The 13885-nt window shown below is 71.0% G+C and carries 14 protein-coding genes; 6 read left to right on the plus strand and 8 right to left on the minus strand.

Annotated elements, in window-relative coordinates; all coding sequences use genetic code 11:
- Positions 1–60: 60 nt before the first annotated feature.
- Positions 61–1728 (minus strand): DNA alkylation response protein, encoded by a 1668-nt coding sequence (locus GTY47_RS05555; protein ID WP_010037522.1) that lies wholly within the window; start codon positions 1726–1728, stop codon positions 61–63.
- Positions 1729–1803: 75 nt separating this feature from the next.
- Between GTY47_RS05555 and GTY47_RS05560 the strand changes: the two genes are divergently transcribed.
- Positions 1804–2562 carry a PaaX family transcriptional regulator C-terminal domain-containing protein gene (locus GTY47_RS05560; protein ID WP_010037525.1) on the plus strand — a complete coding sequence of 253 codons (759 nt, stop codon included), beginning with the start codon at positions 1804–1806 and terminating at the stop codon, positions 2560–2562.
- Positions 2563–2633: 71 nt separating this feature from the next.
- Here the strand turns inward: GTY47_RS05560 and GTY47_RS05565 are convergent, their stop codons facing one another.
- Both GTY47_RS05565 and GTY47_RS05570 read right to left on the minus strand, forming a co-directional pair.
- The gene (locus tag GTY47_RS05565) at positions 2634–3422 is read right to left on the minus strand and encodes a pectate lyase (protein ID WP_010037527.1); all 789 of its coding nucleotides are present in this window, start codon (positions 3420–3422) and stop codon (positions 2634–2636) included.
- A gap of 54 nt (positions 3423–3476) precedes the next feature.
- Positions 3477–4457, minus strand: coding sequence for a polysaccharide lyase family 1 protein (locus GTY47_RS05570; RefSeq protein WP_010037529.1), 981 nt, complete (start codon positions 4455–4457; stop codon positions 3477–3479).
- A 382-nt stretch (positions 4458–4839) separates the two neighbouring features.
- On the opposite strand from GTY47_RS05570, the gene GTY47_RS05575 reads away from it, so the two are divergent.
- Both GTY47_RS05575 and GTY47_RS05580 read left to right on the plus strand, forming a co-directional pair.
- Positions 4840–4980 carry a hypothetical protein gene (locus GTY47_RS05575; RefSeq protein WP_010037531.1) on the plus strand — a complete coding sequence of 47 codons (141 nt, stop codon included), beginning with the start codon at positions 4840–4842 and terminating at the stop codon, positions 4978–4980.
- A gap of 73 nt (positions 4981–5053) precedes the next feature.
- Positions 5054–6373 (plus strand): PHB depolymerase family esterase, encoded by a 1320-nt coding sequence (locus tag GTY47_RS05580; RefSeq protein WP_231911196.1) that lies wholly within the window; start codon positions 5054–5056, stop codon positions 6371–6373.
- Between the two features lie 34 nt (positions 6374–6407).
- Here GTY47_RS05580 and GTY47_RS05585 read toward each other — a convergent pair whose 3' ends face one another.
- The gene (locus GTY47_RS05585; RefSeq protein ID WP_010037535.1) at positions 6408–7487 is read right to left on the minus strand and encodes an NADH:flavin oxidoreductase/NADH oxidase; all 1080 of its coding nucleotides are present in this window, start codon (positions 7485–7487) and stop codon (positions 6408–6410) included.
- A gap of 119 nt (positions 7488–7606) precedes the next feature.
- Here GTY47_RS05585 and GTY47_RS05590 point away from each other — a divergent pair, with 119 nt between their 5' ends.
- Positions 7607–7954 (plus strand): helix-turn-helix domain-containing protein, encoded by a 348-nt coding sequence (locus GTY47_RS05590; RefSeq protein WP_010037536.1) that lies wholly within the window; start codon positions 7607–7609, stop codon positions 7952–7954.
- Here GTY47_RS05590 and GTY47_RS05595 read toward each other — a convergent pair.
- Positions 7951–9294 carry an FAD-dependent oxidoreductase gene (locus tag GTY47_RS05595; RefSeq protein ID WP_010037539.1) on the minus strand — a complete coding sequence of 448 codons (1344 nt, stop codon included), beginning with the start codon at positions 9292–9294 and terminating at the stop codon, positions 7951–7953. The genes GTY47_RS05590 and GTY47_RS05595 overlap by 4 nt on opposite strands.
- Positions 9295–9502: 208 nt before the next feature.
- On the opposite strand from GTY47_RS05595, the gene GTY47_RS05600 reads away from it, so the two are divergent.
- A complete protein-coding gene (locus GTY47_RS05600; protein WP_029180999.1) occupies positions 9503–9967 on the plus strand; it encodes a DUF6214 family protein in 465 nt (154 codons plus the stop codon).
- On the opposite strand, the gene GTY47_RS05605 is transcribed toward GTY47_RS05600, so the two are convergent.
- Complete coding sequence (locus GTY47_RS05605) at positions 9906–10649, minus strand: DUF305 domain-containing protein (RefSeq protein WP_010037541.1); 744 nt, start codon at positions 10647–10649, stop codon at positions 9906–9908. The genes GTY47_RS05600 and GTY47_RS05605 overlap by 62 nt on opposite strands.
- 190 nt (positions 10650–10839) lie before the next feature.
- Here GTY47_RS05605 and GTY47_RS05610 point away from each other — a divergent pair, with 190 nt between their 5' ends.
- The gene (locus tag GTY47_RS05610) at positions 10840–12342 is read left to right on the plus strand and encodes a hypothetical protein (protein ID WP_010037542.1); all 1503 of its coding nucleotides are present in this window, start codon (positions 10840–10842) and stop codon (positions 12340–12342) included.
- On the opposite strand, the gene GTY47_RS05615 is transcribed toward GTY47_RS05610, so the two are convergent.
- Positions 12330–13016: a TetR/AcrR family transcriptional regulator gene (locus GTY47_RS05615; protein WP_010037544.1), complete on the minus strand. Its 687-nt coding sequence runs from the start codon at positions 13014–13016 to the stop codon at positions 12330–12332. The genes GTY47_RS05610 and GTY47_RS05615 overlap by 13 nt on opposite strands.
- 170 nt (positions 13017–13186) lie before the next feature.
- Entirely contained in the window at positions 13187–13876 is a 690-nt protein-coding gene (locus GTY47_RS05620) for an HAD-IA family hydrolase (RefSeq protein ID WP_010037545.1), read from the minus strand.
- Between the last annotated feature and the right edge of the window lie 9 nt (positions 13877–13885).

The following is a 13885-nucleotide window of genomic DNA, read 5'->3' on the forward strand; positions in this document are numbered from 1 at the left end:
CTGTGCGCGAACTGTGCGCCCGTTGGCCGACGGCGGCTCGGTCGCCCCGGGCAAGGGGGCTCAGTCGCCGCCGGGCAGCGCGCGCTCCACGATCGCGCCGAGGCCCGCGCCCTCCGGCAGCGTCCCGAACGCGTACCCCCAGTCGCCCCCGAGCCGGCTAGCGCAGAACGCGTCGGCGACCGCCGGCGGGGCGTACCGGACGAGGAGGGAGGCCTGGAGCGTCAGGGCCATCTCCTCCACGAGCCGGCGGGCCGTCGTCGGCGACGCCTCGGACAGCCGGTTCCCGAGCCGCGTCACGGCCGCGTCCAGCCGGGCGTCCGCCCCTCGGGCGAGAGCGAACTCGCTGAACAGGGCCTCGGACGTGCCCGGTTCACGGCTCAGCGCCCGCAGCACGTCGAGGGCGTTGACGTTCCCCGAGCCCTCCCAGATCGACAGCAGGGGAGCCTCGCGGTAGTGCCGGGGCATGCCCGAGTCCTCGACGTAGCCGTTGCCGCCGAGGCACTCCAGGGCCTCGGCGGTGAAGGCCGGGCCCCGCTTGGTCACCCAGTACTTGCCCACGGCCGTGGCGATCCGGCGGAACGCGGTCTCCTGGGCGTCCCCGCGGATCGCCCGGTCGGCCGCCCCGGCCAGCCGCAGGGTGAGCGTCGTGGCGGCCTCGGACTCCAGCGCGAGATCGGCCAGAACGTTGCGCATCAGCGGCTGGTCCACCAGCCGTGCGCCGAACGCGCTGCGGTGCCGCGCGTGGTGCCCTGCCTCGACGAGGGACTTGCGCATCAGCGCGGCCGACATCATCACGCAGTCCAGTCGCGTGCAGTTGACCATCTCGATGATGGTCTTGACGCCCTGGCCCTCGGGACCGACGAGCCAGGCGACGGTCCCGTCGAACTCGGGCTCCGAGGAGGCGTTGGACCGGTTTCCCAGCTTGTCCTTCAGCCGCTGGATGCGGAACGTGTTGCGGGTGCCGTCGGGCAGCACGCGCGGCACCAGGAAGCAGGACAGCCCGCCCGGGCCCTGCGCGAGGACCAGGAAGACGTCGCACATCGGCGCCGAGGTGAACCACTTGTGCCCGCGCAGGGTGTACACCCCGGGTTCGGACGTGGGCGTGGCCGTCGTGGTGTTCGTCCGGACGTCGGAGCCGCCCTGCTTCTCGGTCATCCCCATGCCCGCCAGCAGCCCGCGCTTCTGAGTGGGCACCCGGAGCCCGGGCTCGTACTCCCGGCTCGTCAGCAGCGGCTCGTAGACCTTCGCCAGCTCCGGCTGCCTGCGCAGCGCGGGGACGGCCGCGTACGTCATCGACGTCGGGCAGCCGTGCCCCGCCTCCGTGTGCCCCCACACCAGTCCGCCCGCGGTCCGGGCGACATGGGCGCCCGGCCGGTCGTCCGCCCAGGGGGACGCGGCCAGTCCTTCGGCGACCGCGGTGCGCATCAGGTGGTGCCAGCTCGGGTGGAACTCGACCTCGTCGACGCGGTGGCCGTACCGGTCGTGCGTCCGCAGCTCCGGCTCGTGGCGATTGGCCAGATCGGCCCATTCCTGCGCCTGGACACTGCCGGCCTTCCTGCCGAGCCGCCGCAGGTCCTCCTCGGCCCACCCGGCACCCTCCCGCCGCAACGCTTCCAGCAGGGCAGGGTCCTCGGAGGCGTCGTACGGGGTGAGCGGCGGGGCCTGGTTGGTGACCTCGTGCGTGGCGGGTCCGCCGTACGCCTGCTGTGCGTCGAGTGTCGAGACCATGCGTCGAGTGTTGCACTATCTCTACGGCCGCAGCAATCCTGCAACGCGGAATTCCGCGGCGTACAGTACGTGACCATGCCGATGAACGTCCCGGCGCGGCCCGGCGCGCTCGATCTGCGGCCGCTGTCCGCGCGGTCGGTGGTGCTGAGCCTGCTGCTCGGCACGCATCCGCCCGAACTGCCGGTCAGGCAGCTCGTGCGGCTCGTGGAGGGGTTCGACGTCGGCGGCTCCACGCTGCGGGCGGCGCTCAGCCGGATGGTGGCCGCCGGTGATCTGCGGCGCACGGACACCGGCTACCGCCTCAGCGACCGGCTGCTGGAGCGCCAGCGCCGCCAGGACGACGCCGTGCACCCGCGCACGCGCCCGTGGGACGGCGAATGGGAGATGGTCGTGGTCACCGCGACGGGACGCGGCCCCGGCGAACGCGCCGACCTGCGCGCCCGGCTGACCGCCCTCCGGCTCGCCGAACTCCGCGAGGGCGTCTGGCTCCGCCCCGCCAACCTGGCCCGCACCCTCCCCGGCGACCTGGACCGGGTGGCCCAGCGCTACACGGCCCGCCCGGGCCGGCCGGCCCGCGAGCTGGCCCGGAGCCTGTGGCCGCTGGACGCCTGGTCCGCCACGGCCCGCGCGCTGCTCGCCCACATCGCCGGGGTGCCCCGCCCGGCCGACCGCCTGACCGCCTTCGCCGCCGTCGTGCGGCACCTGCTGGCCGACCCGGTCCTGCCGCCCGGACTGCTGCCCGCCGACTGGCCGGGAGCCGGGCTGCGCGCCGCCTACGCCGACTACCAGCGGGAGCTGATCGGAGAGGTACGCGCGCGCGTGCGGGGCGCATGACGCGAGCGGCCGTGCGCAGCGCCCGCCGGGCGCTGCGCACGGCCGCCTTCACCGTGGGGGGGCCTGAGGGACTACCTGTAGGTGATGTCCGAGGTGGAGTAGAGGCAGTTCTTGCTGTCGGGTCCCGACCCGACGGCGGTGTTGTTGTTGTACTTCTGGCAGGGGACGACCTTGCGGCCGGAGTCGTTGCGGATCGTGATGCCCCGCAGCGTCGCCACGTCGTTGCGGTTGACGTTGATGCCGACGAGCCGGGCGGTGGTGCCCGTGCCGGTCACGTCGATGGTGTTGAGGTTGACCTTGCGGGTGTACTGCGTGGAGCAGTCGCCGCAGGAGCGGTAGAGCGTCTTGAACTCCTGCACAGCGAAGTTGGAGATGTTCAGGGTGCCGCCGCCGTTGTGCTGGAAGACCTTGTCCGCCGCCTTCTTGGCGCCGCCGCCGATCACGTGGTACGTGGCCCCGGTACCGCCGCGGAAGGTGGCGGCGTCCTCGCCGACGTCCTCCCACCAGACGTTCTGGAGCGTGCAGCTGCCCTCGCAGTGAATGCCGTCGGCGGCGGGGGCGCCGAGGATGACGTTCTTCAGCACCGCGCCGTCCGCGAGCTTGAAGATCGGGTCCTGGCCCTCCTCCTGGCCGTCACCGGCCAGGTCTCCGGTGCCGTAGAACCGCTTCATCCCGTAGTCCTTGGTGCCGGACACGGAGATGGTGGAGGAGGTCCCCTGGCTGCCGTTGGGGGTCGGCCAGGTGGCGGCGCTGGCGGTCGGCGCCTGTGTAGTCATGATCATGCCAACCGACAGGCCGAGGGTGGCCAGCGCGCCGGTCAGCGCGCGCCTGCGGGTGCGCGGACGTGTCGCAGAAGTCATGTCCCGATTCCTTCTGTCGTCTGAGCGAATGGGGGTTGCCGAGCGGATGGGGTGTCAGAGCTTTCCGGCGCCCGCACCCGACGTCACCGAGGCGACGACGGACGAGGCCGGCTCCGCCGTGTAGGCGTACGGCGGGCTGGTGAAGCTGCCGACCCGCGAGATCTCGGTGGCGGCTCCTCCGAGATCGTTGCCGCGCAGGTTGGCGTATCCGTCGACGTCGCTGCTGCGGTTCGTGGTGACCGCGACCTTCGTCGAGCGGAAGACGTTGTTCTCGACCAGCATCTGGGCGCCCATGCGCGAGTGGCAGGCGGTGTCGGCGCCTTCGACGTAGTTGTTGTAGAAGTGCCCGGTGCCGAAGCGCAGGCTGGGGATGCGCGAGTACACGTCGGCGAAGTGGTTGTGGTGGTACGTCACCTTCAGCCGGCCGGTGTCCTGGCTCGCGTTGTTGTCGCTGTGGCCGACGAGCGAGCCCTTGAAGTGGTTCTTGAAGGTGTTCCAGGACACCGTGACGTCGTCCGCGCCGTGGTTGACGTCCAGCAGGCCGTCGTAGTGGTCCTTGTCGTGATCGCGGTCGGCCGAGAAGGAGTTGTGGTCGATCCAGACCTTGCTGGACGCCTCGACGGTGATGCCGTCGGCGGGCGCCACCGGCTTGCTGATGTTGAGGTTGCGGATGACGACGTTCGAGACCTTCTTCAGCCGGAGCCCGCCACCGGTGAACCCGGACGCCGAACCCACGCCCAGGACGGTCGTGTTGGACCCGACGTCGACCTGACCGCTGAGCGAGATCAGGCCGTTGACCCGGACGACCTTGGCCGAGTTGCCGGTCACGGCCGACTTGAAGGCGCTCAGCGTGGAGACGGTGACCGCGGAAGCGCTGCCGCCGCCGGTCGTCCCCGCGCCGAACCCGACCGGCGAGGTGTCGGCGGCCCCGGCCGGCTGGGGAACGGCCAGGACCGTCACGGTCGCCAGTGCGGATGCGGCGGCGAGCGCCAGGGTGGATCTGCGGACACGTGTACGTGGGGGATGAGTACGCATGTGGGGTGCGTCCCTTCGTGGTGCCTTCATGGTGCCAGGTCGGTCATGTACATGAATGACGTTCGCCATGTTGCTCACCGTGCGCGCTGTGTGCGGCCGGTCCGGAGGTCCTGCCATGCCTCGGGGGTGCACTTCCCCTGGCCCGGCGGGGTCCGGCGGGCGCCCTGGCGGAGGCGCTTCCGGGTCACACTGCTGAACGGAACGTAGGGGGCAAGCGCTTTCTAGTCAACGCCTCGCGCAGAACACATTCGGCCGGACCTGGTCGGAGCGACGGCGCTGCGGGGAAGAAGCGTGGGAGCGCTTCCATGAGAGCCATGCCCATGTCACCATGCCGATCGGACGCTTCCCTTCACGAGAGGGCGGGTCGATGGGGACTCCGCGCATGCGTACGTTCGTCAACGCGCTCGTGTTCATGCTCCGGGCCGCCGGTCCTCTCCAGGGGATGGGCCCCGCCGCGAGCGGCGAGTACCGCCGGCTGCCCTGGCGGCCGGCCCTGCTGACCCGGACGAACTCCACCTGCTGAACCGCCGCACGACGTCCTGCGAGCCGCACCCGACAACCGAAGGGACCCGGACGTGCCTGCCACCCCCCAGCCCATGACGAGGAGACCGCTGCGGTCGATGCTCCTCGCGCTCCTCGCCGCGCTGCTGCCGCTGCTCGCGGCCACCGCGCTCACCGCGCCGACGGCCGCCGCCCGCGAACCCGCCCCCGAATCGTCCCGTGAGAAGGCCGTACCCACCGCGACCCTCACCGAGGTCACCAACTTCGGTACGAACCCCAGCAACCTGCGGATGTACCTGTACGTGCCGGAGAGCGTCACGTCGAACCCGGCGGTCGTCGTCGCCGTGCACTGGTGCACCGGCTCGGGCCCGGACATGTACAACGGCACCGAGTACGACACCCTGGCCGACCGGTACGGGTTCATCGTGCTCTACCCGTCCGTGACGCGCAGCAGCAAGTGCTTCGACGTCTCCTCGCCCCAGGCACTGCGCCGCGGCGGCGGCAGCGACCCGGTCGGCATCAAGTCGATGATCGACTGGGTGACCCGCACCTACGACGCCGACACCCGCCGGGTGTTCGCCACGGGCATCTCCTCCGGCGCGATGATGACGAACGTCCTGCTCGGCGACTACCCCGACGTGTTCGCGGCGGGCGCCGCCTTCTCCGGGGTGCCGTTCGCCTGCTTCGCCACCACCGACGGCTCCGAGTGGAACAGCAACTGCTCGGGCGGCACCGTCACCCACACCCCGAAGGAGTGGGGCGACCTGGTCCGGGGCGCGTACCCCGGCTACAGCGGGCCCCGTCCGCGGATGCAGATCTGGCACGGCACCGAGGACGACGTGCTGCGCTACCCCAACTTCGGGGAGCAGATCAAACAGTGGACGAACGTACAGGGCGTGAGCCAGACTCCGGCCGTCACCGACACGCCCCAGTCCGGCTGGACCCGCACGCGCTACGGCGGCACCGGTGACCAGGCCCCCGTGGAGGCCGTCAGCCTCCAGGGCATCGGCCACAACGTGTACGCCCAGGGCATGGCATCCCGCGTGCTCACCTTCTTCGGCCTCGACAAGTCGGGCCCGGCTCCCCAGCCCCAGCCCGGCGCCTGCAAGGTGACGACCGCGGTGAACGCCTGGAACACCGGCCTGACCGCCTCCGTGACCATCACCAACACCGGTACGACGACGGTCAACGGCTGGAAACTCGGCTTCACGCTCCCGGCGGGGCAGACGGTCACGGGCGGCTGGGGCGCCACGTACACGCCCTCGTCCGGGTCGGTGACCGCGGCCAACGTGTCCTACAACGGCACCATCGCGCCGGGCACGAGCGTGACCATCGGCTATCAGGCCGGTCACGGCGGCAACAGCGCCGCTCCGGCCGCGTTCACCCTCAACGGGACGGCGTGCGCGACCGGTTGACGCGGGCGCTATGCCTCGAAGTGCGGGTGCCGGCTCAGACCGACCGGTGGTACTGGTCCGGCACCCGCACCTCACCGCCGAGCTCCCGCGCCGCCTGCCGGGCCCACGACGGGTTGCGCAGCAGTTCGCGGCCGAGCAGGACCGCGTCGGCCTCACCGTTGGCGAGGATCTTCTCGGCCTGCTCGACATCGGTGATCAGCCCCACCGCGGCGACCGGCAGCGTCGTCTCCTGCTTCACCCGGGCGGCGAAGGGCACCTGGTAGCCGGGGCCGGTGGGGATGCGGACGCCGGAGGCGTTGCCGCCGGTGGAGACGTCCAGCAGGTCGACGCCGTGAGCCCGCAGGTCGGCGGCGAAACGGACGGTGTCGTCCGCGGTCCAGCCGCCCTCGTCGAGCCATTCGGTCGCCGAGACACGGAAGAACAGCGGCTTGTCCTGCGGCCACACCTCCCGTACGGCGTCGACGACTTCCAGTGCGAAGCGGGTGCGGTTCTCGTACGAGCCGCCGTAGGCGTCGGTGCGGTGGTTGGAGTGCGGAGAGAGGAACTCGTTGATCAGGTAGCCGTGGGCACCGTGGATCTCCGCGATCTCGAATCCGGCGGCGAGCGCGCGGCGGGCCGCGGCCGCGAACTGGCCGACCACGTCCTTGATCTGGTCGACGGTCAGCTCGGCCGGGACGGGGTGCCGGTCGTCGAAGGCGATCGGGCTCGGCGCGACGGACTCCCAGCCGTGGGCGTCCGGGCCGACCGGCGCGCCGCCCTTCCAGGGGCGGTCGGTCGAGGCCTTGCGGCCGGCGTGGGCCAGCTGGATCGCCGGCACCGTGCCCTGTGAGACGAGGAAGCGGGTGATGCGGCGGAACGCCTCGACCTGCGTGTCGTTCCAGATGCCGACGTCGTACGGCGAGATGCGGCCCTCCGGGGACACCGCGGTGGCCTCGACGATGATCAGGCCCGTGCCGCCGGTGGCGCGGGCGGCGTAGTGAGCGAAGTGCCAGTCGGTGGGGACGCCGGTCTCCGGGCCCTCCGGTGCGGCCGAGTACTGGCACATCGGGGGCATCCACACGCGGTTCGGGATCGTCACATCGCGCAGGGTGTAGGGCTCGAAGAGCGCGGTCACGGCGGACTCCATTCGTCACGGGGCCGATGTCGACTCGTACGATAGGCATCGTAGTACGGAGGATGTCAAACTACGAGGGTTCTCGTACTATGGGATCCCCGAAGGAAAGTGGAGCCGCCGTGACCTCTCCCGCCGTCAGCAGCCGCGACCTGCCGCATCCCGTGTGTGACGAGATTCGGCTGGAGGGGGTGCTGCATGCGCTGTCCGACCCGATGCGGTTGCGGATCGTGCGGGAGCTTGCCGGGGTCGGCGGGGAGCTGTCCTGTTCGCACTTCGACCTGCCGGTCACGAAGTCCACGACCACGCATCACTTCCGGGTGTTGCGGGAGAGCGGGGTGATCCGGCAGGTGTACCGGGGCACGGCCAAGATGAACGGGCTGCGGCGCGATGATCTGGATGCGCTGTTCCCGGGGCTTCTGGACGCGCTTCTCGACGCCGCGGCTCGGCAGGCCGTCCGTGGTGGCTAACCCACGTCGCCGTGCGCGGCGGTCATGAGGGACTGCCAGTCCGGAAGCTTCACCACGTTCCTGCCGAGTGACGCTCCCAGCACTGCCTCTGCCTGTTCGATCGACTGCCAGCCCGTCCACTCGATCGGGTCGGCTCCCGCTGCGCGCAGTGCCGCGAGCGGGTCCTCGGGGACGTCCTTGTGGATGAGGACCGGGGCGTCCTCCAGCAGGGACGTCGCCGTCTCCTTCGCGCAGGGGCGGTTCGTGCCGATGACGCCTGTCGGGCCCCGCTTGATCCAGCCGGCCACGTACTCGCCCGGTGTGACGACGCCCTCGCGCAGGACGCGCCCGGCCAGATTCGGCACCGTGCCGCTGTCCGCGTCGAACGGCAGCCCCTCCAGCGGCACCCCGCGATAACCCACCGAGCGCAGCACCAGCTGGGCCTCGATGTCCTCGAACCGACCCGTGCCCGCCACGCCGCCGTGCCCGTCCGGCGCCGTCCGCTCGAAGCGCACCGCACCCACGTGGCCCTGCTCTGCGAGCAGTTCGACCGGGCGGAGGAAGAAGCGCGGCCGGATCCGGCGCGGGGCGCCGCTCGGCGGTGTCTCGGACCAGCCGCGCAGTACCTCCACGTTGCGGCGCTGCGGGGCGGGCAGGGTGGACGGGTCGGCGTATCCGGGGTCCAGGGCCAGCTCCGCCGGGTCCACGGTGACGTCGGTCTCCGGGAGGGTGCCCAGCTCGCGCAGTTCCTTGGTGGTGAAGCGGGCCTGCGACGGGCCGCGCCGGCCCACCATGTGGATCTCGGTCACCCGGCTCGCCGCCAGTGTCGTCAGGGCCGCCTGAGGCATGTCGGTCGGGCTGAGCTCGGCCAGGCCGCGGGCCAGCATCCGGGTGACGTCCACGGCGACGTTCCCCACGCCGATCACCACGGCCGACCGGGCGTCGCGCAGGAACCCGGCGTCCACGGCGTCCGGGTGGGCGCTGTACCAGGACACGAACTGTGTCGCCGACCAGCTGCCCGGCAGGTCCTCCCCGGGGATGCCGAGATGCCGGTCGGTGGCGGCGCCCACGCAGTACACGACCGCGTGGTAGAGCTCCCGCAGCCGGGTGACCGGCACGCCACCGGGGCCGGCATGGACGCCTCCGAGGAACCGGACCCGGTCGTGCTCCAGGATCGTGCGCAGGTTGTTCTGGAGCGACTTGATCTTCTCGTGGTCCGGGGCCACGCCGTAGCGGACCAGGCCGTACGGGCACGGCAGCCGGTCCAGGACGTCGACGCGCACCTCGGGGTCCTGCTGGACCAGGCTCTGGGCGGTGTAGCACCCGCTCGGCCCGGAGCCTACGACGGCGACTCGCAGCACGGCGGAACTCCTTACCCGGGGATTCCGAAGGCTCTCACGAGAGCGCTCATGCCTCCAGCATCGCACCGGCCGGGCTCCGCTGACAGGGTGCTGTGCTCCGCTCGGGCGCGTGTCCGATCTGTATGGAATGTGATCATTCGGTTACGTTCTGTGTGTGCTGGAAGCATCCTTTCTTAATCTGTCTGATCGCTCTCCGGTGGACAGCGCGGTGTCCGTGCGGCCCGCGTGGGAGGTGCGGGAGAACGAGAACGCCACGCGATGGTTCGACGTCCGGCTGGCCTTCACGGACGGCGCCCACGTCGAGGCACTGGCCGTCGTGGCCGGGGGATGCGTCGGCGTGGAGGACGTACGCGCACAGCCCGCGCTGTCCCTCGACGACCTGGCGGTGCTCGCCGACTGGATCGAGGACTCGCTGGCCGAGGCGTGCGACGCCGGTGCCGGGACGGCTCCCGGAGGCCGCGCAGGCCAGGGGCGGCGGGCCCGGCCGGCCTGGCCGCGCGGTGCGCAGGGGCGGTGGCTGGTGGCGCAGGAGTACCGCGCTGCCCAGCAGGACGGTGCAGATCCGGTCCTCGCCGTGATGTGCGCGACCGGACACAGCCGTCGGACGTCCCTCAGGCTGATCGGCCAGGCCCGGGACGCCGGGCTCCTGGCACCGCGCCGCGCCCGGCGCTGAACGGGCCGGCGCCGGGTGCCGCCAGAGTCCGCTGGAGCATGTCCCGCATCCGTGTGATCTCGCTCGTCTGCTGGGCGATCACCTCGTCGGCCATCTCCTCGATACGGATGTTGTTGCCCTGCCCCTTCACGTCGGTGGCCATCGTGATCGCGCCCTGGTGATGGGTCGTCATCAGCGTCAGGAAGAGCTGGTCGAACGCCCTCCCGTCGGCCGCTCGGAGCTTCTTCAGCTGTGCCTCGGTCGCCATGCCGGGCATCACGGAGTGCTCGTGCCGCTCCGCCTCCAGCGGCTTGCCGTACGACTTCAACCAGCCCTTCATGGCCTCGATCTCCGGCTTCTGGGCGGCGGCGATCCGAGCGGCGATCCGTTTCACCTTCGCCGACTCGGCGCGCTGCGGGGCGAGTTCGGTCATCACCAGGGCCTGGGCGTGGTGTTCGATCATCATGCGGGCGTAGGAGACGTCCGCCGCGTTGGGGGAGTCGTTCTCCGAGCGCCGGCCGGCCTCCTCGGCGGACAGGGTGCGGTTCGGCTCGCCGGGCTCGCCCGGTGCGATCACGGCGGGCCCGTCCGCCGCGGCAGGCTTCCGGTCCGGGCCGGAGTCGCAGCCCCCGGTCATGAGCACGGCCAGGGCGACCAGCCCCGTCGCGACGACGGACGTACGGGACGCGCGGCGGAAGAGCACAACGACCTCCTGTGGCAGGCGGGTTGGTGGATACCTCGTGATGCTGACGACCGTTCGGGCATGCTCCGCGGGTCATTGACCGAGTGGCTTCTTTACGATCCTGTTGGCGCCTGTTGGTATGTGCATGACGAGGACGATACTGCGTGGTGCGTGAACCGTTCCGCAGCGAACGGCACCAGGGAGGAAAACAGTGATCCTGTTGAACGACCGCAGAACACGCCGCAGACGCCTGGGAGCCTGTGCGATCGCCGGCGGACTGCTGGCCGCGCTCCTCGTGGCGGCGCCGGCAGGGGCCACCCCCGACCCGGGGGACGTGCCGCCCACGCCGAAGGAAGTCTCCAAGAGCGCGCAGGCCGAGGCGCGCGAGGCCATCGAAAGCGGCGAGATACCCGGCCAGGACGTGATCGTCCACTCCGCCAACATCGAGCACCTCGCCAACATCCCCAAGGACGTGCTGCCCGGCACCAACACGGACCTGGCCTTCCAGGGCAGATACGCCATCGCCGGCAACTACGACGGCTTCCGCATCTTCGACATCAGCAACCCGAAGTCGCCGAAGACGGTCGCCCAGGTGCTGTGCCCGGGCTCGCAGAACGACGTCTCCGTCTCCGGCGACCTGCTGTTCCTGTCCACCGACTCCTCACGCAGCGACAGCAGTTGCAGCAGCACCACGCAGCCGGCGACCGAGAAGTCCTCGTGGGAGGGCATGAAGGTCTTCGACATCAGCGACAAGCGGAACCCGAGGTACGTCGCCGCCGTCGAGACCGCCTGCGGCTCGCACACCCACACGCTGGTGCCTCAGCGGCGGAACGTCTACGTGTACGTCTCGTCGTACTCGCCGAGCGCGGCCTACCCCGACTGCCGGCCACCGCACGACGGCATCTCCGTCATCAAGGTGCCGCGCAACGCCCCCGAGAAGGCGGCGGTCGTGGGCTTCCCCGTGCTGTTCCCCGGTGAGGGACCGGACGGCGGCGGCAATCCGGGCGGGCCCACAAACCCGGGCGTCTCCAAGACCACCGGCTGCCACGACATCACCGTGCTGCCCTCGAAGGACCTGGCCGCGGGCGCCTGCATGGGGGACGGCATCCTGTTCTCCGTCGAGGACCCGGAGCACCCGAAGGTCATCGACCGCGTGCAGGACAACGTCAACTTCTCCTTCTGGCACTCGGCGACGTTCAACCAGAAGGCGAACAAGGTCGTGTTCACCGACGAGCTGGGCGGCGGCCCCGCGGCCACCTGCAACGCGGCGACCGGGCCGAACCGCGGTGCCGACGGCATCTACGACATCGTCGGCAAGGGTGACGAGCGCAAGCTCGTCTTCCGCAGCTACTTCAAGATCCCCCGCCACCAGGCGGACACCGAGAACTGCGTGGCCCACAACGGCTCGCTGATCCCGGTGAAGGGCAGGGACCTGATGGTCCAGGCCTGGTACCAGGGCGGTGTCTCCGTCTGGGAGTTCACCGACTCGTCGAAGCCCAGGGAGATCGCCTACTTCGAACGCGGCCCGATGAGCACCGACCGGCTGACCTTCGGCGGCTCGTGGTCGGCGTACTACTACAACGGCTACATCTACTCGAACGAGATCACCAAGGGCTTCGACGTCCTGAAGATCAAGGACCGGCGCACGGACCCGGCACGGTGGGTCCACCTGCGTGAGCTCAACGTGCAGACACAGCCGGACTACTTCGGCTGACCCTGCGGACCGCACCCCGGTGCGTCCCCGGTCGCGAAGAACCGCGACAGATCCCTGTCGCTCCTCCCGCCGGAGGCTCCGGCCTCCGGCGGGACACCCAGCTCCCAGTCGAGCCGGTAGCGCTTGAACAACTCGGCCCGCAGCACCGGGACCGGCATCGGAACACCCGGCACCAGGGCGGCGTACACGGCACCCATCAGCAGGGCCCGCAGCATCGGGTAGTCGCTGTCGACGTCCCGTGACCCGTGCCGGGCGACGGTGTCCCGCAGCAGTTCGGCCAGGCGCCGCTGTTCCGGGCAGGGCATGAAGCCCTCGGCCTGCAACAGCCCGGCCATGTGCTGGCGCATCAGCACGGGCCGGTCCCTGGCCAGCCCCAGGATCGCGTCGATGGCCCGCGCCATCCGCTCCCGGCCGTCCTCGGTACGCGGCTCGCGCTCCAGCGCCTCCTCCAGCGTGCGGTGCATCAGCCGGTGCACGGCGGACTGCACGAGCTGGCGCTTGCCCGGGAAGTAGTACGAGACCAGACCGCGGGCCGAACCCGCCCGGTCGGCGATGTCGCCGAGCGTCGTGGCCTCGAAGCCGCGCTCGCCGACCAGCTCGACCGCCGCCTGGAGAAGCCGCTCCTTCGAACGCCTCCGCAACTCTTCATTGACCGAGGCGCTGCGCGGGGACATGCTGTAACTCCTGCGTTGACTGGCTGCCAGCCAACTATACTCGTAGGCGTCCGGCCAGGACCGTGAGGTCCGGACCGGCGATGCCGTCTGCCTCGGGCGACACGGGGGATCGTCCGAGGCGGGCGAGCAGACGACCTGGTGGTGGCCTCGGGCTACTGGTTTCCGCGGGGTCAGCTCACCAGGTCCAGGACCGGCCGCAGCCCGTCCGGCCGGTCGGTCACCGGCAGGTGGTCCACGAAGTGCACTTCACACCCCAGGGCGGCGGCCCCGCCGTCCGCCCTGCGGTCGTCGCCGACCATGAGCGTCCGGCGCGGATCCGCGCCGAGCGCCTCGCAGGCGGTGGCGAACAGCCGCGGGTCGGGCTTCTGGATGCCGTGCTCGTACGACAGGACGTACGCGTCGACGTAGCGGTCCAGGCCGTGCTCGCGGAACACCGGGCGCAGGTCCCAGCCGATGTTGCTGACCACCCCGACGGGGACGCCCCGCTCCCGCAGCGTGCGCAGCACCTCGACGGCGTCCGGGTACGGGGTCCACGCCGCCGGTGTCATGTGGCGGTCGTACAGCGCGTCGTGCCACGCCGGGTCGGGCAGCGTGACCTGGCGGGAGAGGCCGGTGTAGGCGGCCCGGTGCAGTGCGGCACTCTGGTCGCGGATCAGCCAGGCGTCGGCCAGTTCCTCCGGCACCCGAGCGGGATCGCCACCGCCCGGCAGCGCCCCGACTGCCTCCAGCGCCTGCGCGGTGACGGTGAACTCGGCCTCTGTGAAGGGGACTTCGGCATCGGCCACGACACCGCGCAGCCAGGATTCGGTGGACTCGACGCGGAAGAGCGTTCCGGAGAAGTCGAACAGCACAGCCGTCATGGGGGCGAT

The organism is Streptomyces sp. SID5464, from assembly GCF_009862985.1.
Classification (GTDB): Bacteria; Actinomycetota; Actinomycetes; order Streptomycetales; family Streptomycetaceae; genus Streptomyces; species Streptomyces chartreusis_D.

Bases quoted from the DNA above. Each gene is read 5' to 3' on its own strand.
- GTY47_RS05555 (WP_010037522.1), bottom strand. From the start codon at position 1,728: ATGGTCTCGACACTCGACGCACAGCAGGCGTACGGCGGACCCGCCACG.
- GTY47_RS05560 (WP_010037525.1), top strand. From the start codon at position 1,804: ATGCCGATGAACGTCCCGGCGCGGCCCGGCGCGCTCGATCTGCGGCCG.
- GTY47_RS05565 (WP_010037527.1), bottom strand. From the start codon at position 3,422: ATGACTTCTGCGACACGTCCGCGCACCCGCAGGCGCGCGCTGACCGGC.
- GTY47_RS05570 (WP_010037529.1), bottom strand. From the start codon at position 4,457: ATGCGTACTCATCCCCCACGTACACGTGTCCGCAGATCCACCCTGGCG.
- GTY47_RS05575 (WP_010037531.1), top strand. From the start codon at position 4,840: ATGCGTACGTTCGTCAACGCGCTCGTGTTCATGCTCCGGGCCGCCGGT.
- GTY47_RS05580 (WP_231911196.1), top strand. From the start codon at position 5,054: ATGACGAGGAGACCGCTGCGGTCGATGCTCCTCGCGCTCCTCGCCGCG.
- GTY47_RS05615 (WP_010037544.1), bottom strand. From the start codon at position 13,016: ATGTCCCCGCGCAGCGCCTCGGTCAATGAAGAGTTGCGGAGGCGTTCG.
- GTY47_RS05620 (WP_010037545.1), bottom strand. From the start codon at position 13,876: ATGACGGCTGTGCTGTTCGACTTCTCCGGAACGCTCTTCCGCGTCGAG.